Source organism: Bacillus sp. 05T22, from assembly GCF_056396765.1.
In genome coordinates this window covers 1-21,924 of sequence record NZ_JBFTMC010000076.1, presented here as the reverse complement: position 1 = coordinate 21,924, position 21,924 = coordinate 1, and the positions used below count along the sequence as shown (strand labels likewise).

Genomic DNA, 21,924 nt, shown 5'->3' with positions numbered 1-21,924 from the left:
AGCGATATAACTCTTCGGCAAATAAAGACAACTCTTGTTTTTGATGCATATTCATAAAAAGCACGTCACCCTTTCTCATTAACATAAGAGAATAGTAACGTGCTTTTAACTTCAAGAATAGTCTAAATCCTTAAGTTGATGGATGTGTGGTGCTACCCCATCACCATCAAGCTAAGAAAAGCAAATACCCTTTCCTATAATCGATGTTGCATGAGCTTAACTTGACGGCAATGTAGATTTAAAATAAAGTTTGATAATTTATAATAAAGATTGATAATTAGTAAAAGAGTTTGATAAAAAGGTCTATTTTGTAGGGAAATTGCTTATGCATAAAATAAAGCTAATTTTTTGTATACAGTAGCTATAAACTCTCTCGAGATTTAGAAAATAGATTCGCGAATCAACCAGGTTTCCAACCTGATGTGGTGATGAGCTGCGAAGCTATTATGAGTGCAGTGACATAATTAGGAGGTTTCCACTATGACAGCTTTATTTAAACCTATGGCGTTCCATCTGAAAACTGAACGACTTGACCTGAGTATGTGGGAGGAATCCGATTCAGCCTGGTTGAGAAAATTAATTGGCGAACGTGGTGTGGACATGCCAACCCTTGACTCCGTTCGTAGCTATCTTATTGAGATGCGCAAGAAAGCGGCTGAAAATGGCATTTCTCTTCTCACTATCCGTAGGCGAGACGAAGGCGATTTCATCGGATACTGTGGCTTGATTATCGGCCGTTCCACCCTTGAAGAGCCTGAGATCGCATACGAGTTGTTCCGCAGTGTTCATGGTAAAGGATATGCGACCGAGGCAGCATCCGTTGTGCTGGACGCTGCGATTGCTACCGGGCGTCACAGACTTTGGTCGACTGTGGGCGCTTGGAATGTTGCGTCCCTTCGAGTTCTGGAAAAAATAGGATTTAATCGACATCACAGTACGTGGGACGAGCGCGGTGAGATTGTTTGGAACGTACGCGATTTTTAGAGATCCCGACCTAATTCGAAACTATGGAAAAGGAGAAAAGGTCATTAGTTTAGGGGAGAATCCACATCGCTATCAACCTAATAAAAAAAAATACCCCCTAAAATAAAAACCTAAGCTACCTATTTCTTGAAAAAACAAGTAATCGTGGCCTAGGTTTTTATTATTTATACCCCAATTACTTCTCTCTTAGATTTATTGGAAATCTGGATGACGATACGTTTCTTTCCCTTCCAAAAGAGTAAGTAAAATTTTTGTTTTATGAATATCTTGTTCTGGAATTTCAAATAAATTTTTATCTAGTACGACAAAGTCTGCTTTCTTTCCAACTTTAATAGATCCGGTTTCTTTTTCTAAAAAGTTTGCATATGCTCCATTTATTGTATAACTCTTAATCATATCCTCTAAGCTTACTTTTTCTTTTGGATTTAGAACATGTTCTGGATTTGTATGTTCTGGATTTGTATCTTGTAAATCTGTACGAGTTATTCCCATTTGAATGCCAGCTAATGGGGAAAAATATTTTCCATGTGTAATTGGGTAATCACTGGCAGACGCCATCGCTATGCCTTCTTTTATAAAGCTTTGCATAGGATATTGTTTATTTGCACGCTCTTCTCCTAACAAATCAACAGCTTGTGAAAAGTATGCTCCATTCTTGAGAAACCATGTTGGTTGCGGTACTCCAATGATTCCCAAGTCTTTAAAACGTTTGAAATCACTTTCTTCAACTAATTGTAAATGTGTAATCTTATGACGACTATCACGTTTTCCGTTCTGCTGTTGAGCAGATGCAAAGGCATCTAATGTTTCTGTTGTTGCGGCATCCCCTACAGAATGAACGTGAATTTGAAACTTTTCTTGATCTAAAGTCTGAATCAGATGTGCATATGATTTCTTCTCCCACACAGGAACACCATAATAATTTGTTTTATTGTTGTATGGTTCATGCAAAAAGGCTGTCCCTCCTTCAAGCACACCATCCATAAATAATTTAACAGTATTCATTTTCACCAGTGGACCTTGTAACTTTGCACGCTGTTCCTTTAAATACGGAATACGACTTTCACCTTCACTTGGCTGAACAGCTAATGAAAGGTTATGTCGAACAGATAATGCTTGTTCCTTTTCAAGCATTGTTAAAGCCTCAATAACAGTATCCTGTTGCGGGACAACAACATCATTCACTTGTGTGTATCCATTACTTGCCGCCAACTCCTGGAAAACTGCTAAAGCTTCTTTATATTGTTCAGTATTAAACTTTGGTAATTTGTCTAATACAAGATTCGTTGCTGTATCACGAAGCGTACCAGACGGCTCACCTTTTTCATCACGTTCAATTACTCCTCCCTCCGGGTTTGGCGTATCTTTTGTAATCCCTGCTATTTCAAGTGCTTTAGAATTTACCCAAATCGAATGATAATCCTCTGAAATTAAAGCAACAGGAATATCCTTTACAACAGCATCTAAAGATTCTTTTGTTGGGCCTGTTGTTGGAAAAAGAGTATTACTCCAGCCAGCACCATGTATAACGCTTACGCCACTATGTTCTTTTGCATATTTTTCTACCATTTGGATATATTCTTCAATTGTTCTACCACTTATTAAGTTAACAGAATAAAGAGAATTAACTGTTTCCGAAGCATGAAGATGGCTATCGACAAAACCTGGAAGTAACATTTTCCCTTTTAAATCAATAACTTTTGTGTTCTTTCCCTCATATTTCTTCACACCGTGTGTATCACCAACATATATGATTTTTCCCTTCGCAATCGCAACTACTTCTGCCCACGGTTGGTTTGTTTCTACCGTATAGACCTTCCCATTTATAAAAATGGTGTCAGCTATCTCTCTGATGTGTTCCTGTTGTTTATTTACCGGTACAAATCCTGCTAGCATACAAACCACAGTCAGACTAATTAAAAGAACAATCAACTTTCTCAATGTATGAACCCCCAATTCTTTGTTATTTAATTATTTTTATAAACCTCAATATACAAATACTTAAATTATCAATAATTCCTTGAAGTACTCTTTTTATTAAGATTGAGTTGAACAGTCAATAAATTAACATTTAATAATTTACATAACCTGTAATCTAATGATGTAAGTTTTCTTCGAAATATGTTAGTTAAGTGTATTCCTTCATATTCTTGCATTTTTTAAATAATCAATCTATTCATTAAACCAGAAGCAGTCCTTATAAGGACTGTCTTCTGGTTAATTTTTAGTTGATTGACTTCCAAAAATACCATATCAAATTAAAAAGTTAATTTTCCTGAACGGATATCATTAGTCATACCTTCATAAGGATCTTGAGATATAACTTTTTCATTATTGATTCCTTCATTTTTGAAAAAAGTGATATCAGCGAACTCAGGGACAACATATTTAGGATAAGTCTCATATTTTAAACGGGATTCTTCCATTACATTAATAAAGTCATTTTGGTAACAAACTGTAATTTCTGGATGTTCATGTACCCATTTAGGGAAGAAGATGACTCCATGTATCCTTTTGTCATTTGGCATGAAATTTAGGGAAACGTCAGTGCCAGTAGGCTCAGTCCATGAAACTTTATAGACTCCATCAGCGATTTTTACAATATCAGCTTTTTGGTCACGAACCCAGCGACCTCCAACCATCCCACTATGAATACGATAGTCAACAGTATCCTCATTTTTTATATAAAATTCATATTCCCAACCATTTTCATAAGTATAAATGAAATGGCTTCCTAAAAATTGGTTAAGTTCTTTCATAATAGTTCACTCCTTAAAAATTATTCAATATTAAACATGTAATTAATTACATGTTTAATATTACACGGTTTAATATACGCCTGTGGTATAATTATGTCAAGATATTATAAACGGAGGTTATGGTGTGAGCCGTAGAATACTAAAATATGCAATTTTAGGGTTATTAAGTAAAGAAGATATGAGTGGATATGATATTACATCCGAATTTAAAAAAGCGATTGGACAGTTCTGGAGTGCAAAGCATAGCCAAATCTATGTTGAGTTAAAAAAATTATTAGACGAAGATTCGATTTCTCAATATATAGAAATGGCAGGAGTCAAACTTGAGAAAAAAATGTACAGACTTACAACAAAAGGAAAAGAAGAACTTCAGAATTGGTTGCTGGAACTAGATGAAAATGTGGAAACCGAAAAGGATATCTTCGCATTACGGTTATATTTTTTAAAAGATATCCCTACGGAAGAAATTCCAGTGTTATTTAATAACCAATTAAAACTCAGAACCGAAAAATTATTTTTTCTAAAAGAACAGTTCTCTTTTCATTTTGGAGTGGAGAAGAATCCTCTATATTTAGATACTGAAGAATTAGGTCACTACTTTGTTCTGACAAAAGCCATTTCACGCGAAGAAAATTACATTTGTTGGTTAAATAAAAGTTTAGATATTATAAAAAACAAAAAAGCCGATAATCCTTTTAAATAGGATTTATCGGTTAATTCAATTTAACTGATACATTTTCTGGTTCTGGTGCAAAAACTTGGTTTTAGTGCAAAAATTTCAGGACAATTGCAATAAATCTACAAATCTTGGACATACTGATACTACTAATCTAAAGAAGGTGCGTGATTGGTATGGAAAAGGAAAATGTATTCAAATGGAAGCATTATCAGCCTGATATTATTTTGTTAACGGTAAGATGGTACCTACGATACAGCCTCAGTTTTCGTGATTTAGTGGAAATGATGGAGGAACGGGGCTTATCCATTTCCCATACAGCGATTATGCGTTGGGTTCATCAGTACGGTCTGAATTGGACAAACGAATCCGACGTCACCTTAAACAAACAAATGACTCCTGGAGAGTCGATGAAACATATATCAAAGTAAAAGGCCAATGGATGTACCTGTATCGTGCTGTTGATTCGAAAGGAAATACAATTGATTTTTACCTAAGCAAAACAAGAGACCAGAAGGCTGCAAAACGCTTTTTCAAGAAGGCCTTGCAGTCTTTTCATGTTTCAAAACCTCGTGTTATAACAGTCGATAAAAATCCAACTTATCCTATAGAAATTGAACAGTTGAAAAAAGAAAAAAGTATACCTGGTGGTATGCGACTTAGACAACAAAAGTACTTGAATAACATAGTAGAACAAGATCATCGCTTTATAAAGAAGCGAATTCGTTCTATGCTAGGGTTCAAATGTTTTGCCACAGCTACATTCATTCTTTCTGGAGCAGAAGCCATACATATGATTAAAAAGGAACAGGTTGATTTACGGGACCAGTCTGTCCAAAATCAGAAAGAATTCATCCATCAATTGTTTGGACTTACAGCATAAGATACGATTCCGTTAGGAATCTATGCGCTTTATTATCTTTTATTATCTTTTTGCACCAGAACCAATTATTTGAATTCCGTTTTCATCCACAACGTAAGAACGGGTGTGTGAAAACCTTTATCTGGCATTTTTGATAAATACAGTATACAATACTAAACGTTTAGTTTACCATATAATTATCAGTAAAAATCCCTAAAAAATGGAGGTAAGTACATTGGAAAAGGAAAACATTGTACATAGTAGGGTCTGGTTCATTACTGGAGCTTCAAAAGGATTTGGACGTGCATTAGTTGAGGCAGCACTTGAACAGGGTGATATGGTAGTAGCTACAGCACGTAAACCAGAAATTTTAGCACAATCTTTTCAAGATAATAATCATTTATTAATCCTGCCTTTAGACGTAACGAATTCTTATCAAATCCAAGAATCAGTCGAAAAAGCCATTGGAAAATTTGGGCATATCGATATTTTAGTCAATAATGCCGGGTATGGACTGTTAGGCGCAGTGGAAGAAGCGAAACTGGAGGAAGTAAAACAAGTATTTTCTACTAATGTTTTTGGTTTGCATGCTGTAACACAAGCTGTCTTACCTCATCTTCGATCCCAAAGGTCCGGTCATATTATCAATATCTCTTCAGTTGGTGGATTTTCAGGTTCTATAGGATGGGGAATCTATAACTCCACTAAATTTGCAGTGGAAGGATTATCGGAAGCGTTATCGTTAGAAGTGAAACCTTTAGGTATTCACGTTACCATTGTCGAACCAGGAATGTTTCGTACTGATTTTCTTGCAAGTTCTATGCGTTCTGTTAATACAGTTATTAAAGATTATACAAATACTTCAGGACAAACACGAGAAACGGCTAATAAAAGTAACGGTAATCAGCCTGGTGATCCTAAAAAGGCAGCTTCAGCTATCTTGAAGGTTGTTGCAGCTGATGATCCACCACTAAGACTTGTTTTGGGGCCTGATTCCTTAAAGCGAATAAAAACAAAACTTGAACAAGTCAAAACAGATTTAAATAATTGGCAAACTGTCACATTAAGCACAAATATAGAGGATGAACAAATTGGTTAATTACGAGGTAAAACAGTCAAATTCTGAGCATAAGCGAGGGAGACCCCGCAGCAATAAAGTAAGTGAGCGTATTCTGAAAGCTACTATCGAACTTTTGTTTGAAGAAGGACTTCGGAAAACAACTGTTGATGAGATTTCTGCCCGTGCTGAGGTTAGTAAAGCAACTATTTATAAGTGGTGGCCAAACAAGAATGTAGTTTCAATAGATGCTTTTCTATTGAAAATGGAAGCAGAGGTTAAAATACCTGATACTGGATCTGTACGTGAAGATTTTTTACAGCAGTTACTTTCAGTTATGCGATTTTATAAAAGTCCTATGGGTAAGGTGTTTACTCAACTCATTGCTGAAAGTCAATACGATCCTCATATAGCTACCATATTTTGCGAACGGTTCCTTGTCAATCGACAAAATGCTGTGCAAGTTATGTTGCAGCGGGGATTTGATCGCAACGAGATTCGAAACGATATAGACTCTAAAATTATCATTGATTTAATTTATGGGCCTATGATATATCGACTTCTTACAGGACATGCACCTTTGGACGACAACCTTGCAAAATCGATTGTTGATGTGGTGATAAAAGGGATAAGAGTATAATCTTTATATCTGATTTTTAGGTTACAAGTATATTTACAAGAAAAAAGATTAATCGATATTAGAAATTTCATTTATAACTTCTGATAACGATCATTATGGTGCGACAAGAAGTCGCATTCTCACAGTGTAGCTTCCGCTACTAGACTAGATGCAAAGGCTATCTCCATCCGAAACTGCGGGATTGGGGTCACCATATCAAAAAAAGAAAATTGTACGTTATCAAGACCTATACGTTAAAAATCCTCTTATTTCTCTTTAAACTAAAGTTCCGCATTAGCTTAAATACTTCAATGTGTTTCTAATGGTATTTTTCCAATGTCGGAAACATCCACATGTTCATATTTAATCACTTTAAAGCCAGGAATTTCTAAAGTGATTGTATCAAAACCATATGGTGGATTATGTGCACCCTCAAAAGTTACAATTTGAACGGTTATTTTGTATTTATCATTAAATTCATCTCGAACAATATCAATAATTCTTTTTGAATCAAAAAGCCTTGATTCACCATAATACGTTTTTGTTGCTTGAAGTATCTCTATTCCGATTGCCCTCAGAAATGCCTGTTCGAGTATAACTTCACTACCGACCGTAGGAAGTTTCTTTTTCTCAGTTTTAATGACTTTCCAGGCATTATCTTCTTTTTTTAGCGTATATAACAGGTTTAATCCATCTAACTTGACTGCATGTATATAAGCGATGTTTTCTTTAACATAAATCCTTGGTTCCCTAATCCATGTCCATATATCACCCTGTAAGACAGATAAGGCTGCCTTACCTAAAGGTGAAATTTGTCCTTTATCATTATAGAAAGGAAATTCTCTAAAGAAATATATATCTTTAACCCCTTTTAAATCAACATCGAAATAATACTTATTAATAAATTCTTGGTTGGGTGTTTCTTGTTTTGCGGAAACATTAGAAGTAGTAATAAAAAATAAGATGCTGAAAATAATGCATAATTTTTTCTTCAATAAGTTCACCTACCTTTTCTCAGTAGGTATTTTCCCCAACAAAAACAAGTACAAACACTATAATTTAGGTTCTGGTGCAAATATGATTTATTAGAAACATAGAACCTCAATATCCTTTTCATCCATGAATTATGATGCTAATCCAAACAATTTATGGATGAACTCAACTTCATTTTGGGCAGACTTCACCCCTTGGTGAACTTGTCCCTTTTTCATCATATGCATGGCTTCGATACCACTTATCATCCAAGAGGCTGTGTGAAAGGATTTCAATCCTAACATTGAACGAACTCGCTTTTTAATAAAACGATGATCTTGTTCCACTATGTTATTGAGATATTTGACTTGCCTTATTTGGATGCCTACAGGCATCTTTTTTTCGTTCTTTAACTCTTCAATCGCCATAGGATAGGATGGGTTTTTGTCTACTGTGATAACACGGGGATTGGAAACATGAAAAGACCGCAAAGCTTTCTTGAAAAATTGCTTTGCGCTCTATGATCTCTTGTTTTACTTAGATAAAAATCAATGGTATTTCCTTCTGAATCAACGGCACGATACAGATACATCCATTGACCTTTTACTTTTACATATGTCTCTTCCACTCTCCAAGAATCATTAATTGGCTTAAGATGACGCCGAACTCGCTTATCTAATTCAGGTCCATATTGATGAACCCAGCGCATGATTGTTGTATGAGAAATGGAAAGTCCTCGTTCTTCCATCATTTCAACCAAATCACGAAAACTGAGATTGTACCGTAGGTACCATCTTACCGTTAATAAGATAACATCAGGCTGATAATGTTTCCACTTGAATACATGTTCCTTTGCCATACCGATCACACCTTTTCTAGAGTAATAGTATCAGTATGTCCAAGTTTTAGAGATGAATTCTTTTCAAATTAAAATTTTGCACCAGAACCCTCACGAGCCGTTAAGAGCTCATTCCATATGTATGACAAAAACGTTCCACCTCCCAGCGTTTGAATTTATTTATTCCATTCATAAAGAACTATACAACATCACTTTTTTAAGGCGCTATAACTTTTTATCTTTCATTTTCTTTTTTACGCTGTTGTTGCTGTTGCTGCTGTCTTTGTTGTTCTTGTCTATTTACTTCCACTTCTTTTTCTTTTCCTAAACTTCCATAAAGTAAATTTCGCTCTTTTGTCATCAATGACAACTTATAATGTAATTCAGATTCATCAGTAATACCGTAATTCTTTTTGAGATAGTTCATATCACGTTTTGCAACATCATACTCTTTAAATTCATGATAATGCTCTTGCTTAAATGCTTTTTTATCTTCAGCTTTTTTATAAGCCACGATTAAAGGATGACTCTTTTTATACCTTTGGAAACAACCCTTCATTTTCTGGAATCTAAAAATTTCATTATCAATACCTAAAAGTTGCTTTTCAAAGCTGTCAATTAACGCTTCCTTATTTGCTTCAATTTCATCAAGTTCCGTAAGTGAAACATTTAGTTTATATAGCTTAGAGCTTAATTCATTTAAGTAATTAATATTTTGTTTAGTAGCCCACCTTTGAAGTTCCTTATTATTTTTAAATTTCTCTTGTGATTTATCTATCCATTGTCTGTTAATTATACTTGTTTTAATTGGTGAATAACCTTTGTTTTCTATTCTAAACTTAATAGAGGATTCAAGGTAATTAAATCCAATTGTTTTAGTACGCATAAACTTTCCTGACTTCGGATTCATAAACGATAGATATTTTCCTTGTTTATGCTCATATCCTTCTTTTCGCATTAAGCCTAAAAATTCATCAAACGAATTTGATTTTGATATGTTTTTATCAATTGTTTCTTCTAAATTTCCTTTGAAGGATTTCTTCTTTGATCTAGCTACATATTCGTTAAAAGCTAAATATTTTTTCCTTCCCTTTCTTCCTTCTTCGATTATCGACAAACCATACTTTTCAGAGATTTTATCATTTTCTTCACGTAATCTATCCAAAGTATTTACACGCTTTGAATCAAACATTTTTAGTTTATTAAAATCAATATCATTGAAAATAATATGATTGTGTAAATTATCCGTATCTGTATGTGTAATGACTGTATATTGATGATTGTCTTTTAGATAATTATCAGCAAATTCTATTCCATACTGATGAACTTGTTCTGGCGTTAAATTATCGTCACTATCAAACGATTGAATTATCATTCTTGCACTCATGTTTTTATTACTGTTATTTTTTTCGTTGTAATCAACTAAAACACTTTTAAAATCTCTATCTATCGTTTCAATATTACATTCATAAGATGTGACTAATTCCTCGTTTGTTTTATGAGGTTGCATACTGTAATTAATGACATCTTTTAAATTATTAACTTTTTGTATTTTTACAATAGACATTGTAATCAATCCCTACCTAATAAATTTCATATTCATCTAATATATCTTTCAGTTCAAACCAATCATCATCTTCAAAAACATTATCGAGTTTGGATAACTTAAACTTCAGTTTCTGCGCAAAAATAAAAATGCTATCGGCCAATTTTATTAATTGATTATCATCTAACTTATATAGCGTATCTCCATATAAATATTGCCAAACATATTCTGTTACTTCCTTATCCTGTTCTGGCGAGTTATCTATACATTCTATGATATAAACAAAATCCTCTTTTATCTTTTCGTACACTTCTTCTAATACTAATTTTTTTGGTATCTGTATTTGATTTTCAGTTAACGATTGTATTAATTTTTCCTTTTGTTTTTTACTCAAGCTATCGCTATTAAACTTGGTTTTCAAATCAATTAATCGGTCATATTCGGTATTGATTAAATTTACAATTTTTTTCTGATTAACTCTAAGAAAATCAATATCGCTATCAGTGTAAATTCCGTCTGTATTGATCCTTCTGATTAAGCTATTTATATTCTTACCAATATAATTTATTTCTTTAGTTAAATCCCTATAAGCTTTCATATCAACTTCAAGTTTAAAATGTGTTTTTGCTGAATCAATAACAAACGCTGAAGTTGACTTATATCCCAATTCTACAGCTTTATTTTTTATCATTTCTTTATCTTTTTCATCTAAAGTTATTTGTAAATATGTTTTATGAATAAACCCCATAATTTCACCACCAATTTTTTAAATTAATCGAGCGCAGCGACAACAAATAAATAAGTGATTTTGTAAAAAATCGCTTATTTATATTTGTAAAGGTCGTAGGAATCTCCTACCAAGTCAAAAACAACGTTTTTGGGGATTACCATGGTAATCCCGTAGCTTGCCCTCTACTAAAATCTCAATATTTTATTCTTAAAATTATACCATTTCTACCCATTATATGGTGTAATATGTTAAATAATTTACAGGGGAGTTGGTATCTGAATGGCGAATGTAGATGAACATACACAGGTTGCACTCGAAGTCATAGCACAAACCTTTAAATTATCGGAACAAGCTTTATTACGGATTTTAGAAGCATTGACAAAGTTACTTGAAAATAAAGAACAAGATCCAAAAGATTATATCCTTGATGGAAACACAAAAGATGGTAAACAAAAAATCAATGAGCTTATTAAAGAACATAGTAACACTGGTGGTGTTATTGCTTTAGATGAAAACTTAACTAAGGAACAATTAAAGGATTATCAAAAGGAATTAAAAAAATTAGGTGTAAATTTTTCTGTTGTGAGAAATGGTAAAGAGGATTATTCTTTCTTCTTTTCCGCAGCACAAGCAAATGTAATCAAAAAAACATTAAAAAATGTGGTTGAAAGAAAAATCGCAGTATTAGAGGCAGCACGCACATTTTAACATTTTTATACGCTAAGGGATTCTCAAAACTCATTGTTACTAATTCTATTTGAGATTTTGATTTAGAGATAAGTTTTGAGATAGATTTAAAGCTATTTTTACGACATTTTTAGGTGAATTTTGTTTCTCTTAAATACCTCCGTTTTTGAGACTTATAACAAAAGGAACATGAAAAATTTTTATTTTGAGTCCAAATATTCCATAAAACCCCTCATATAATTTAAGTACAAAATTTCACAAATTGAAAATTATATATGTGTTTTGAGTTTGTATAGAAAGTCAAAAGCGAACTTTTCCTTTTCTTTGTATTTCTCAATATTTTCGGGTAAGTAACAATGATGTTTATTAAGTATATTTGTTTCCAGATATTCAATCGTTTCTAGTAAGGATTGTCCCCTAAGTGATCCAGTGATTAAAGATTTAACAATTAAAAATGTCTCTCCACCCTCAAGTAAATGTGCATCGTGGAGAATTTTAGCTTCTAGGCTTTCTGGTTTTCCATCCTTTTGAGAACCGTCTGCTACTTCTAGAATTCGTTTTATTTTTTCTCCGCTAAACCCAATACCCTTAAGAAATTTTTCAATACTTATTCTTATCTCTTCTTCATATATTACTCCGTGAAAATATGCGCCATATTTAAGTAAATCCTCATCTACTTTATTTTTATATATTGTAGCCATTTCTAGAGATAAATTTAAAATACGTTTTATATGTTCAACATTGTGCATTATATCTTTTTGAGCATAGTAAGGTAATATGAAATCTTCAATTAATTGAAGAGTGTCCAATTTCAACAACTCCTTTATTTTCAATAAATGTATTGGCTTTCCTCCCACATTATAGATCCGCTTTCTTTAATTAAACTGTTCTTTAGTTGAATAAACAAAAAGCCGGCAATAGCATACCAATTTTCGTTAAACGTGTTATTCAAACAATGAGTCCCTTTAATGTTATAACATGACTATGGTTTTAAACCACTTAATTTTAAATTGAAGATCTTTATTTTAACTTATTAACTATCATTTTAAGATAACTTTTATATTACTTATAAGCGGGGTAGCGTCCCGAAAATGCGGATTTACAACGTTAAGGTAAAAATCCTTGTCTCAATATAATCTATTGAGACTTAATTGATTTCACGTCAAATAAAGCTTTTTAGTGTCTCGTATGACTTGTCTCAAAAGTCTTATCGTCGTTAAATCTTTCGTTTTTAACTCAGCAAACAGCTTAACGTTGTAAATCCGCATTTTCGGGACGCTACCCCATGTAGTAAAATCCCCCCCCTAAATCAAAAAAAATTTCAAGATCAGGCAGGTAATTTTTTAAATTATTTCCGTTCGCTTAATTCGCTTTATAAACCAATCGGAAAATATTCTTGTAATCGTTTCCGTTCTGATAGTTGATGCCATTTTTTTCGTTCCTCTTCTCTCCAATCTCCTCGTCCTTTTTCAATAATTTCTTTAACTTGTTCCCGCATTGCAGAGGAATCATCTATATCTAACCAAGAAATATTCCTACAATTCCAGCTCCTTTCGTTATGCCAGATATGCTCTTTTTGCAACTTAAATATTGGAGCTAATTCAAGAGCATTTAAATTCGCAAGTGGTGCATGATATTCAGTAAATAATAGATATTTAACAACTGGGAAGTGTTTGTGCTTTGGACCGACTCCGTTAATCAATCTATATTGTTGTTCTTTTAAAGATACATAGTATTCGTTATTTGATGTATTTTCTATTTTCCCTAAAAAAACATTTTCTGTAATCTTAATAGGTTCGTTCCCTATAGAAAAGCTGTCTTCAAATATATGAAAATGACAATCACCATGCATATGAGCTCTAATAGCATCAATATTAGAGCTGTGAATTAAATCAATTAGTATATTACCTTTTCCTTTGCCTTCTTTAATTGTTCGAAATACAAAAATGTGTTTATTAATAAAATTATTCCCGTAATCAATCCCCACAAAATCATATCTATAGTGTACCTTCAAGTCTAATGGTGTGTTATATCTCAGTCCTTTTGTTAAATCGTACATTTTTTCTCCATGTACAAAATTATTTTTTACATGGAGTATACTCCATAGTTTAATCTTAAAATAGGAGGGATAAGCTACTTTTCCGGAGATGGGCAAAAACATCATAATTTCACATACCATATATAAGTGAGAACACCTAATCCAAAAATAAGTTATAATCTCGGAAAAGTAACCACCTAAGAAGATATAATAGAAATATGTATTGGCAGAATGGACAAAGCTCCAAACTAACCTGTATTTAGTGTGATTAAGTCATTGGTTTGCTCTTGTGTCAACTCATATAAACGCTCTGCTGCACTTGGAATAAACGACTGTATAAATTCAAGGTATAGTTCTTTCTGCTCTTTATTTCGACCAATAGCATGGTTAAAAAGCAACGCTAAAGTAGACAGCCCTGTTTGTCGTTGGCTGCCTTTGCCGATTACATGGATATAGATTTGTTGGGATTTCTTTAATACACTGTTTAACGTGCTTCTCGGGATTTGTAGAGCCTCACACAATTCCTTTTGAGTAACATATACAAATCCTTTTTCTGTGTTTTTCTGCGTGTTTAAGAAACCAATGATATCTTGTTCCCACTCATGCCAATGGCTACGCACACGATCTTTACGTGCTTTTTTATGCTTATACCAATATTGAGATGGCACTGGACCTGAAAATGTCGCTCCCCCATCTGACCAGATTTCTAAAATTTGATTAATGTACTCTTTGTTTGCTCCTTTGTATTTACCTGAGAAGGCACTACGAATAGCCTTTTGAATACTCGCGTTTTTCAAATGGCTGTTTAAGTTTGTATTAAATTGATCTAGTAAGTCGTATGTATCCTCTTCAGACATTCCCGAACTATAGCATGCTAAAGCAAGCGTAAATACGGCGTTGTCACGCCCGATTAGACCTTTCTGACCATGAATATGTGTACATACTAGTACCTTTTGCACCCATCCTTCAGTGATTTGAGTTGTATGCATTGGCTTGTTCGAAAGAACTGTAAATAAGTTTCTACGATGGCCGATATCTTGATCTTTAGACCATTCAATTAAATGAGCTAGATTACACGTACTTTCTGCATCCATCCATACAACATTCTCCTCGTTTGGCATACGGAAAAATCCGAAATCATTGCATGTCAAATCAACACCAGGTAATAAATCACTTAAAGCTTTCCTGATGTTCTCGCTTATTCTCTTTGCGCTACGTAATCCACGGAAATCATTCTTATTTGAAATGAACAATGGGTTATCTAGCACGAAATAAGCCTGGTATCCCTTCACACTTTCCAAGATAACTGTAGGCATGCCTAATTGCTTGTCCATTGCTGCAAGTACGATTTCTCCAGGAGTAATGTCCTTTGTATCGATATCTACAGTGAAACAGTTGATTTGTTTTAAATTACGTTCTTCATGACCTTTAATGATTCTTCTGCTTCTGTCCAAATATGTACCTACTCTGAATACATTCGGTGTCCAATGCGTAGCTTGTCCGATATGATCCAGAACTGCTTCTTGAGAAGTTAATACAACTCCTTTAGCTCCATAGGGATGCATTAAATCTTCTTTTGTACGCGTAATGAATACAAATCGGTCATTCATCGTACTAGTATCCTGTGAGTCTAACATGGCGATGCTAGCTCTAGAATTCTTGTATTTATATTTGCGTAATCCACTATGTAAAATCGATTCAATTGCTTGCTGCGCTTTATCCATGTTAGATCTCCTTTCTACTAGATTTTTGACAATAAAAAAAGGTGAGCAGTTATTACACTGCTCACCTTGAAAATTCCCTGAAAAGTATATAAAAACAGAATTTCTCCATATTTAAACGTAATTTTTCCGTACTTAAATAAGGATATCTATCTTTACAATCCATCACTAATTAACTATACTAAATACAGATATTTTTATATCTCTAATAACATAGTTAACTAGAACGGACGGAGAATTTACAGACTGATGGTGCAGTGTGTAAATGGAATACAAGTTGTTGTCAGCAACTTGTATTCACCGGGGAGTAAAGTTATTGTCAGTAACTCTACTTTTTCTGTCAGATTGAGATCTACCAAATCTCTATTAGACAGCCGTTCTTTTTTATTTGTTTTTGTAAATTATTTATCGAATATGCTCTAAAGAGCTCTTTATGTACAATATCAAATTAAATCTTTTTTTGTTGAAAAACTTGTTGTTTCTTACGTTACAGCAAGTTTTTTTGTTTGTAAATACAGAAATGACAATTTAAAACTACGCAAAAGTAGAAATGTAGAACTACGCAAAAGTAGAAATGTATACTTTTCTACCTGTAATTGAAAGTTGGTATACCTTCTCTAACTTACGCATAGGTAGAAATGTATACTTTTGTTCACGTATTTACAAACTTAATCTCCTGAAAAATTGTAATTAACCCTTAAATACCAGTGTATAAAGAAAAAACTTTAAAACTACGCATAGGTAGAAATGTATACTTTTCTATCTGTAAAAACATCCATTCTATAAACTACGTTTAAGTAGAAAAGTAGAAAAGTATACTAAAAAACCTTACGCTTAAGTATACTTTTCTACTCTTTCGATAAATCCGTTTAAAAAACTTAAACTTTTCTACGGTATACTGTTGCGAATATTGAATGTAGATGTTACATTTTACTCAAAGGTATACTTATTCGGAGTTTTATGGAGGAATGTCGAAAATGACTAGACAAGCAACTACATACGTAATCGGTAACTTTAAAGGTGGAGTTGGAAAAACAAAAACAGCTACAATGTTGGCTTATGAAGTTGCTACAGTATTTAATGAAAAATGTCTTTTAGTGGATATGGATCCTCAGGGGAACGCTACAAGAGTCCTTGCTAAAACAGGTGACATTGAAGAAATTGATAAGTCTATTACGGATGCATTTCTAAATCAAAATTTAGAGAATGAGATTATTCCAGTAATTGAGAATTTGGACATTGTTCCATCTAATACTTCATTTAGAAAACTATCAAAAATCCTCTTTGATATGTTCCCAGAGGATGAACTTGCACAAATTACATATTTAAAAAAATTACTAGAACCATTAAAAGATAAATATGATCGTATTTACATTGATGTACCACCAACAATCAGTGACTACTCAGATAACGCTATGATAGCAGCCGATTATTGTATCATCGTTCTACAAACACAAGAATTATCTTTAGAAGGCGCTCAAACATATATCGCTTATATGCAGTTCTTAGCAGAAACATATGATGCAGACCTACAAGTTTTAGGTATTATTCCAATGATGTTACATCAAGGAAAACGAGTGGATAATAAAGTATTACAACAAGCTCAGGAAATGTATGGCGGAAATGTTCTAGATACAATTGTGAGATATCAAGAGCGTCTAAAAGTGTACGATATTGAAGGAATTCATAAAAATGTTAACGTTAGTGGCAATATTGATATGTGGGATGAAAAAGCTCATCAACTATTCATCGATGTTCTTAGCGAACTTAATGAACATGAAAACTATTTTGCTACTATTAATGCTTAAGGAGGAGGCTCATAATGTCTAAAGCACCATTTCAACCTATAGTCACAAAACCCGGAAATACTTTAAATGACAAAGGTGTACAGATAAAAGGAACAAACGATTTCGGCCGTAATAATGAGCCTGTTAAGAAAAAGGTTATGACTCCTATCATTAATAAAGGGAAAATACCTGTTCCTGAGAAACAAGATCAGCGTTTAGTTCCATCTAAAACAGCTAAAATTTCACCTGCTGTTTTGCTAAAGCTAAATACTCTTAAACCATTTATAAAAGAACAAGAAAGCATGGATAAGGCATCAATTAACAGTATCATTGACATGCTTCTTGAAAGCTATGTAAATACTAAGCTAACAACGCGACAATCTGAAGGTTATAAAGGGATGTACAAACACCTTTACGAAATGTTGGAAAAGAAATAACAAGCAATATAGTTTTAAATAGGAGTGGTGCCTGTGAAAAATAAGAATAATTCATTTGTAGTAACAGTTACGCCTATTACTGACAGTTCGGATTTAAATACGAACACAGAAAAGAAAATGTAAACACCAGAGAAAAAGAAATTTAAAAATCAACAGGATAGCATTAAAACTTCTAGTCAATCCAAAGAAGAACTTGAAACGCTAATGAAAATTACCAACACGAAATTTGCTCACGAAATAATTGATTTACTTATAAATCATTATGTAGAAAATGAATTGACTACTGAGCAGAAAATGAAATTCAAATTACTGACCGAAATAAAAAAAGAAGTATCCCTGTTTCTAATTGGGGATACTTCTTTTTTTATTATATATCCTTCATCAAAGTAGAAAAGTAGAAATGTATACTTTTCTACTTTTACGTAGTTTATATAAAGTCCTCACCAAAACTTCCACCACGGCCTTTTCTTCTCTTTTGCAGCAGCGACTTCTTCACGATATTCCTGCATTAATTTCTTCGCCTCTTGTATCTCACGTAATGTTTTCATAAGCGTCTCATCTCGTGCTTCCAATCGTTTTTCCACTCGTTCATTATGTTGATCTATACTCGCTTTAATTTCCTCGTTGCTTTGCTTTGCCTGCTCACTTAACCGTTCTTCCATCGCTAATATACTTTGATTCATTTCCTGCGCCATAACGCTGTATTGTTGCTGTAGCTGTTCTTGAATGTGAAATGGAATTAAGTTCGTGTCCTCAGGTTCTTCTTTAATCAAATCCGGATTAACTTTTTCTATTTGTTGTGCAATCATCTTTGCTGCCTTTTCCAACGTCATACCGTCATGCTTACTAATCTCAATTAATCTCTCAATAACCAGGATGTCACCATCTGTGTATTCACGTCTGCCACGCTTATCTTTCTTTACTGTAAATCCCTCTCGTTGCAACACTTCCATATACTTTCTGAGCGTACTATCGGATATTCCTAGCCTTTTGTATACTTCACTAGCAGAATAAACAATCTCGTCCGTCATAGCGTCACAACACCTCCTAGAAAAAATATTCCCTAACGATTTTTAAATTCCTGCAAAGAAAAAAGCCCCACTAATGTAGGGATTAAATCGCCTTTGCTATTTCAACCAATAATCTCATAAACAACGGTATCATTTGTACTACGATATATCCAATCCCAGCACGGGAGATTAACGAGAAACCTCGTTCTTGGCTACCAACCATAATAAATAATCCACCGCATAGCGCTACAACGGATGCGATTGGATAAGATACTGCTTTAATTAGAAAGATAACTGGCTCAAATGCATTTACGATCCTGTTGTACAGTTGGCCATCTATATAATTTTTAAAGTTGCCATCGTTTGATTGCACATCCTTGAATACTTCATTTACATTTGGCGCATCTGCTTCTGCTCCTGATGCGAATACATGTGGAATATCTATAATGTTGCTGAATATAATAGCACTACCGATTGCAATACCAACTCGCACCGCCACAGGTGCATATTTTTTTGTTTTCTTTTTGAACAAGCTCCACTTTTTCTTCGCTCCATAGTTACCATCCATAAAATCCTTGATGCTCATTGTCTCAGTTGCCATATAGACCATCTCCTTAATTTTAATGGAAATCAGTAACCGTAAATATGTTGCAATCCAATCCCTCGCAAAGCTTCTGTATTTGCTTTCTTCGGTATTCTGTTGTTGTGTACCAAATAAATTTAGGCGCCTTCTCAAACACATTACATTCCATTAACTTTCTGTACTTCTGCATTTTTAAACGGTTTGCGCTCATCTTTTGCTCATGATCTACCTCTACAATGTGATAACGGCCATTATCCGTGAATAGTGCATCCGTAATTATGGAAACGATACCTTTAACATTCATTTTGACTTCCTGCTTCCACGTTTTCGGGCATTCGTAAGCGATATAGATGTCATTCCTCATAATGTAGTGACGAAATTGGTTAGAACGTTTTAGTACCTTATTACTTCCAATACGCTCACGACCTTCTTTATTGAGATAATACACCTTTTCTGAATCTCTAAAGCTAGATACATATTCTTCAAGATCCTTCATTACACGAGAAGCATTTCTATCACCGCCAAGATCATGAAGTACCTGGATTTGTTTCCTACTTAAGAACCCCAACTTCTTCAAGCTCAAGAGTATGGACTCGGTTCTTGCTTCCTTTATAGCTAACTTTTGCATCTTCATGCTCCTTTCTCGCTCTAATGTTGATATGTGGCATTATGATGTTGTCAATCTTTTTGTTATCGATATAAACAGTCTGTAAAACCTTCTTCTCGTTCGTTTGGTATATAGCTCTTCCTTTTATGTTGGGAAGACTCTCTGCGCCGCCCTCATCGAGTACAGCGCGGCTCCCTGCTTCTGTTTGTAATCTGAAGCAAATACGAGCACCAATGTTCTGCCGTAACTGCGATGGTAAAGCTTCGTTAGTAGGATATTGAGTCGCATATACTAAGCGGAATCCAGCTGCCCTGCCGCGACGACCTATATCTACAATGATGTCTTTGCACTCCTGATATGGCGTCATGTCGGCTGCCTCATCTACGATTACAAAGTACCTTGTTGGATCCCCGGCTTCTTTTATATCTTCGTATCCTTTTTCTAGTAAGTATTCGTTTCTATCATTCAGTTTAGTTTGCAATTCCCTTAGAGTCTCAAGGGCTTCCCCAGGATTCTTCGCAATTGATTCGACTTGATTTAGGAATCGGTACCGGTTAAAAGATAGACCACCCTTCAAATCTATAAGGAATAGCTTTATATTTTCCGATTGGTTACGTACCAGGGCCGTAATAATGAGCTTTAATACATTTGATTTACCCATATCCGTCATACCAGCCGAGATCATGTGTGATAGCTGATCAAAGTCGTGTTTTACCAATCCATCCCTCGTATAACCAATAGGTACTTCCCATCCCCTACATTGCTTCATCATGTCTTCTTCAAACTTCACAAAATCAGGAATACCTTTCTCGTAAACTCTTATTTTTAGCAAACCATCGTAAGACAGCTCTATTTCCTTTCTAACGAGTTTTTTCTTGTTTACGATATTTTGTATTTGTTTTAAAATGTTTTTCCGCAGACGAAGAGATTTGAAGTCCGATAGCTTGAAATCGTAAACTTTGCTCTTGTGATTCAATCCGTCTTCTAAATGCTGCATTTTTTGTTCAAAATCAGAAAAACTAAGACCAAGAGGGATCCTATACGCATACTCAACTCCCCAATCATTTCTCGTCTTGCGAAGCAGCTGTATAGTTCTGGTATCTTTTCCTTCCTTCACTTTTAAACCGCAATTAGCGCAAATCCTTTGTATCTTGGAGGCATCGTTTGTTGCTCCTTTTTGATGCATTTTTGATAGAAAAATTACTCCGCCAACTGCAGCTGAACTTACTAGCTCAAATATCACAAACTCACACCATCCTTCTTTTGGTATTCTGCAAGAATAGTCCCTGAAGATTAGAAGAGATAAAAATAGCCATGAATCGTTGAAAATAGAAATCTTCCAATGTCTAAAGCATTATTCTGTTAGCGAATTTTATTCGGAATATATGAAACGAAGTATGAAGTGGCTGATTAAGTAGAGGTGAGATTCGTAATTTGTTTGGTATGGTAAAAGGTATTTTAGACTGTTTGGCCATTATGTCATTTTTTTTCGTGCGTTTATAAAAATGACGAAAAGGGCAAGCTATGTCTGAGGTGGTTAAAGTGTTTGGACTAGGAAAAAAACGTAGTAAATTCGGTAGTTGGTTAGACAAACAAGGAATAACACAAGGTGATTTGGAGAAGGCAGCTAAGCTTAGTAGGGGAACAATTTCTAAAGTATGTAATGATAAAACATACATACCTAAGTTTTCTACAATCACTCAAATTACAAAAGGACTGAAAAAACTAGGAAAAAATATAAATGAAAATGACTTTTGGATGTAGCTTGGTTCAAACGAGAGAAGCTTCTTATGTAATTATAAATATAAAACGGTTCTGGTGCGAAAACTTCAAGATAATTGCAAGTAATCTCTAAATCTTGGACATACTGATACTATTACTCTAAAAAAGGTGCGTGATCAGTATGGAAAAGCGAAATTTATTCAAGTGGAAGCATTATCATCATGATATTATTTTRCAAACAGTAAGATGGTACCTACGGTACAACTTGAGCTTTCGTGATTTGGTGGAA

At 34.1% G+C, this 21,924-nt stretch carries 20 protein-coding genes and 4 pseudogenes; 11 read left to right on the top strand and 13 right to left on the bottom strand.

Going from position 1 to position 21,924, the window contains the following annotated elements; all coding sequences use genetic code 11:
- Nucleotides 1–480: 480 nt before the first annotated feature.
- Nucleotides 481–984, top strand: a complete 504-nt coding sequence (locus AC1DIT_RS19815) for a GNAT family N-acetyltransferase (protein ID WP_016131669.1) — start codon at nt 481–483, stop codon at nt 982–984.
- 192 nt (nt 985–1,176) lie between these two features.
- On the opposite strand, the gene AC1DIT_RS19810 is transcribed toward AC1DIT_RS19815, so the two are convergent.
- Both AC1DIT_RS19810 and AC1DIT_RS19805 read right to left on the bottom strand, forming a co-directional pair.
- Nucleotides 1,177–2,880 carry an amidohydrolase gene (locus tag AC1DIT_RS19810; protein ID WP_051124592.1) on the bottom strand — a complete coding sequence of 568 codons (1,704 nt, stop codon included), beginning with the start codon at nt 2,878–2,880 and terminating at the stop codon, nt 1,177–1,179.
- A gap of 362 nt (nt 2,881–3,242) precedes the next feature.
- Nucleotides 3,243–3,743 (bottom strand): phenolic acid decarboxylase, encoded by a 501-nt coding sequence (locus AC1DIT_RS19805; RefSeq protein WP_016131671.1) that lies wholly within the window; start codon nt 3,741–3,743, stop codon nt 3,243–3,245.
- A gap of 124 nt (nt 3,744–3,867) precedes the next feature.
- Between AC1DIT_RS19805 and AC1DIT_RS19800 the strand changes: the two genes are divergently transcribed.
- The 4 genes and pseudogenes from AC1DIT_RS19800 (at nt 3,868) to AC1DIT_RS19785 (ending at nt 6,978) form a co-directional block, all read left to right on the top strand.
- Nucleotides 3,868–4,446 (top strand): PadR family transcriptional regulator, encoded by a 579-nt coding sequence (locus AC1DIT_RS19800; RefSeq protein WP_016131672.1) that lies wholly within the window; start codon nt 3,868–3,870, stop codon nt 4,444–4,446.
- A 149-nt stretch (nt 4,447–4,595) separates the two neighbouring features.
- A pseudogene (locus tag AC1DIT_RS19795) lies at nt 4,596–5,302 on the top strand (IS6 family transposase).
- 214 nt (nt 5,303–5,516) lie between these two features.
- Nucleotides 5,517–6,380 carry an oxidoreductase gene (locus AC1DIT_RS19790; RefSeq protein ID WP_016131675.1) on the top strand — a complete coding sequence of 288 codons (864 nt, stop codon included), beginning with the start codon at nt 5,517–5,519 and terminating at the stop codon, nt 6,378–6,380.
- Nucleotides 6,373–6,978 (top strand): TetR/AcrR family transcriptional regulator, encoded by a 606-nt coding sequence (locus AC1DIT_RS19785; RefSeq protein ID WP_016131676.1) that lies wholly within the window; start codon nt 6,373–6,375, stop codon nt 6,976–6,978. The genes AC1DIT_RS19790 and AC1DIT_RS19785 overlap by 8 nt, the downstream gene beginning before the upstream one ends.
- A gap of 287 nt (nt 6,979–7,265) precedes the next feature.
- Here the strand turns inward: AC1DIT_RS19785 and AC1DIT_RS19780 are convergent, their stop codons facing one another.
- From AC1DIT_RS19780 to AC1DIT_RS19765, 4 genes and pseudogenes are all read right to left on the bottom strand, one after another.
- Nucleotides 7,266–7,961 (bottom strand): DUF3888 domain-containing protein, encoded by a 696-nt coding sequence (locus AC1DIT_RS19780; protein WP_016131677.1) that lies wholly within the window; start codon nt 7,959–7,961, stop codon nt 7,266–7,268.
- A gap of 120 nt (nt 7,962–8,081) precedes the next feature.
- Nucleotides 8,082–8,788: pseudogene (locus tag AC1DIT_RS19775) on the bottom strand (IS6 family transposase).
- A gap of 214 nt (nt 8,789–9,002) precedes the next feature.
- On the bottom strand, nt 9,003–10,334 hold the full coding sequence (locus AC1DIT_RS19770; RefSeq protein ID WP_016131615.1) for a relaxase/mobilization nuclease domain-containing protein: 1,332 nt from the start codon (nt 10,332–10,334) through the stop codon (nt 9,003–9,005).
- Nucleotides 10,335–10,350: 16 nt separating this feature from the next.
- The gene (locus AC1DIT_RS19765; RefSeq protein ID WP_016131616.1) at nt 10,351–11,061 is read right to left on the bottom strand and encodes a hypothetical protein; all 711 of its coding nucleotides are present in this window, start codon (nt 11,059–11,061) and stop codon (nt 10,351–10,353) included.
- Nucleotides 11,062–11,322: 261 nt separating this feature from the next.
- Here AC1DIT_RS19765 and AC1DIT_RS19760 point away from each other — a divergent pair, with 261 nt between their 5' ends.
- Nucleotides 11,323–11,751 carry a DUF3801 domain-containing protein gene (locus AC1DIT_RS19760; protein WP_016133114.1) on the top strand — a complete coding sequence of 143 codons (429 nt, stop codon included), beginning with the start codon at nt 11,323–11,325 and terminating at the stop codon, nt 11,749–11,751.
- A 248-nt stretch (nt 11,752–11,999) separates the two neighbouring features.
- On the opposite strand, the gene AC1DIT_RS19755 is transcribed toward AC1DIT_RS19760, so the two are convergent.
- The 3 genes from AC1DIT_RS19755 to AC1DIT_RS19745 all read right to left on the bottom strand — a co-directional run bounded on the left by AC1DIT_RS19755 (nt 12,000) and on the right by AC1DIT_RS19745 (nt 15,492).
- Nucleotides 12,000–12,587 carry an HD domain-containing protein gene (locus tag AC1DIT_RS19755; RefSeq protein WP_229161803.1) on the bottom strand — a complete coding sequence of 196 codons (588 nt, stop codon included), beginning with the start codon at nt 12,585–12,587 and terminating at the stop codon, nt 12,000–12,002.
- Between the two features lie 515 nt (nt 12,588–13,102).
- A complete protein-coding gene (locus tag AC1DIT_RS19750; RefSeq protein WP_229161805.1) occupies nt 13,103–13,909 on the bottom strand; it encodes a hypothetical protein in 807 nt (268 codons plus the stop codon).
- Nucleotides 13,910–14,016: 107 nt separating this feature from the next.
- On the bottom strand, nt 14,017–15,492 hold the full coding sequence (locus AC1DIT_RS19745) for a primase C-terminal domain-containing protein (RefSeq protein ID WP_016131620.1): 1,476 nt from the start codon (nt 15,490–15,492) through the stop codon (nt 14,017–14,019).
- A 974-nt stretch (nt 15,493–16,466) separates the two neighbouring features.
- Between AC1DIT_RS19745 and AC1DIT_RS19740 the strand changes: the two genes are divergently transcribed.
- The 3 genes and pseudogenes from AC1DIT_RS19740 to AC1DIT_RS19730 all read left to right on the top strand — a co-directional run.
- Nucleotides 16,467–17,297: a ParA family protein gene (locus AC1DIT_RS19740; protein ID WP_016131621.1), complete on the top strand. Its 831-nt coding sequence runs from the start codon at nt 16,467–16,469 to the stop codon at nt 17,295–17,297.
- Nucleotides 17,298–17,311: 14 nt separating this feature from the next.
- Nucleotides 17,312–17,713, top strand: a complete 402-nt coding sequence (locus AC1DIT_RS19735; RefSeq protein ID WP_016131622.1) for a hypothetical protein — start codon at nt 17,312–17,314, stop codon at nt 17,711–17,713.
- Between the two features lie 75 nt (nt 17,714–17,788).
- Nucleotides 17,789–18,034: pseudogene (locus AC1DIT_RS19730) on the top strand (hypothetical protein); the annotation flags it as partial.
- Between the two features lie 119 nt (nt 18,035–18,153).
- Here AC1DIT_RS19730 and AC1DIT_RS19725 read toward each other — a convergent pair.
- The 4 genes from AC1DIT_RS19725 to AC1DIT_RS19710 all read right to left on the bottom strand — a co-directional run bounded on the left by AC1DIT_RS19725 (nt 18,154) and on the right by AC1DIT_RS19710 (nt 21,156).
- Nucleotides 18,154–18,744: a DUF3967 domain-containing protein gene (locus AC1DIT_RS19725; protein ID WP_016131623.1), complete on the bottom strand. Its 591-nt coding sequence runs from the start codon at nt 18,742–18,744 to the stop codon at nt 18,154–18,156.
- An 82-nt stretch (nt 18,745–18,826) separates the two neighbouring features.
- Nucleotides 18,827–19,324 carry a hypothetical protein gene (locus tag AC1DIT_RS19720; RefSeq protein WP_016131624.1) on the bottom strand — a complete coding sequence of 166 codons (498 nt, stop codon included), beginning with the start codon at nt 19,322–19,324 and terminating at the stop codon, nt 18,827–18,829.
- A 19-nt stretch (nt 19,325–19,343) separates the two neighbouring features.
- Entirely contained in the window at nt 19,344–19,889 is a 546-nt protein-coding gene (locus AC1DIT_RS19715) for a replication-relaxation family protein (protein ID WP_016131625.1), read from the bottom strand.
- The gene (locus AC1DIT_RS19710) at nt 19,858–21,156 is read right to left on the bottom strand and encodes an FtsK/SpoIIIE domain-containing protein (RefSeq protein ID WP_016131626.1); all 1,299 of its coding nucleotides are present in this window, start codon (nt 21,154–21,156) and stop codon (nt 19,858–19,860) included. The genes AC1DIT_RS19715 and AC1DIT_RS19710 overlap by 32 nt, the downstream gene beginning before the upstream one ends.
- Nucleotides 21,157–21,437: 281 nt before the next feature.
- Here AC1DIT_RS19710 and AC1DIT_RS19705 point away from each other — a divergent pair, with 281 nt between their 5' ends.
- Together AC1DIT_RS19705 and AC1DIT_RS19700 are read left to right on the top strand one after the other, a co-directional pair.
- Complete coding sequence (locus AC1DIT_RS19705) at nt 21,438–21,677, top strand: helix-turn-helix domain-containing protein (protein ID WP_016131627.1); 240 nt, start codon at nt 21,438–21,440, stop codon at nt 21,675–21,677.
- A 139-nt stretch (nt 21,678–21,816) separates the two neighbouring features.
- Nucleotides 21,817–21,924, top strand: a pseudogene (locus AC1DIT_RS19700) (IS6 family transposase); the annotation flags it as partial.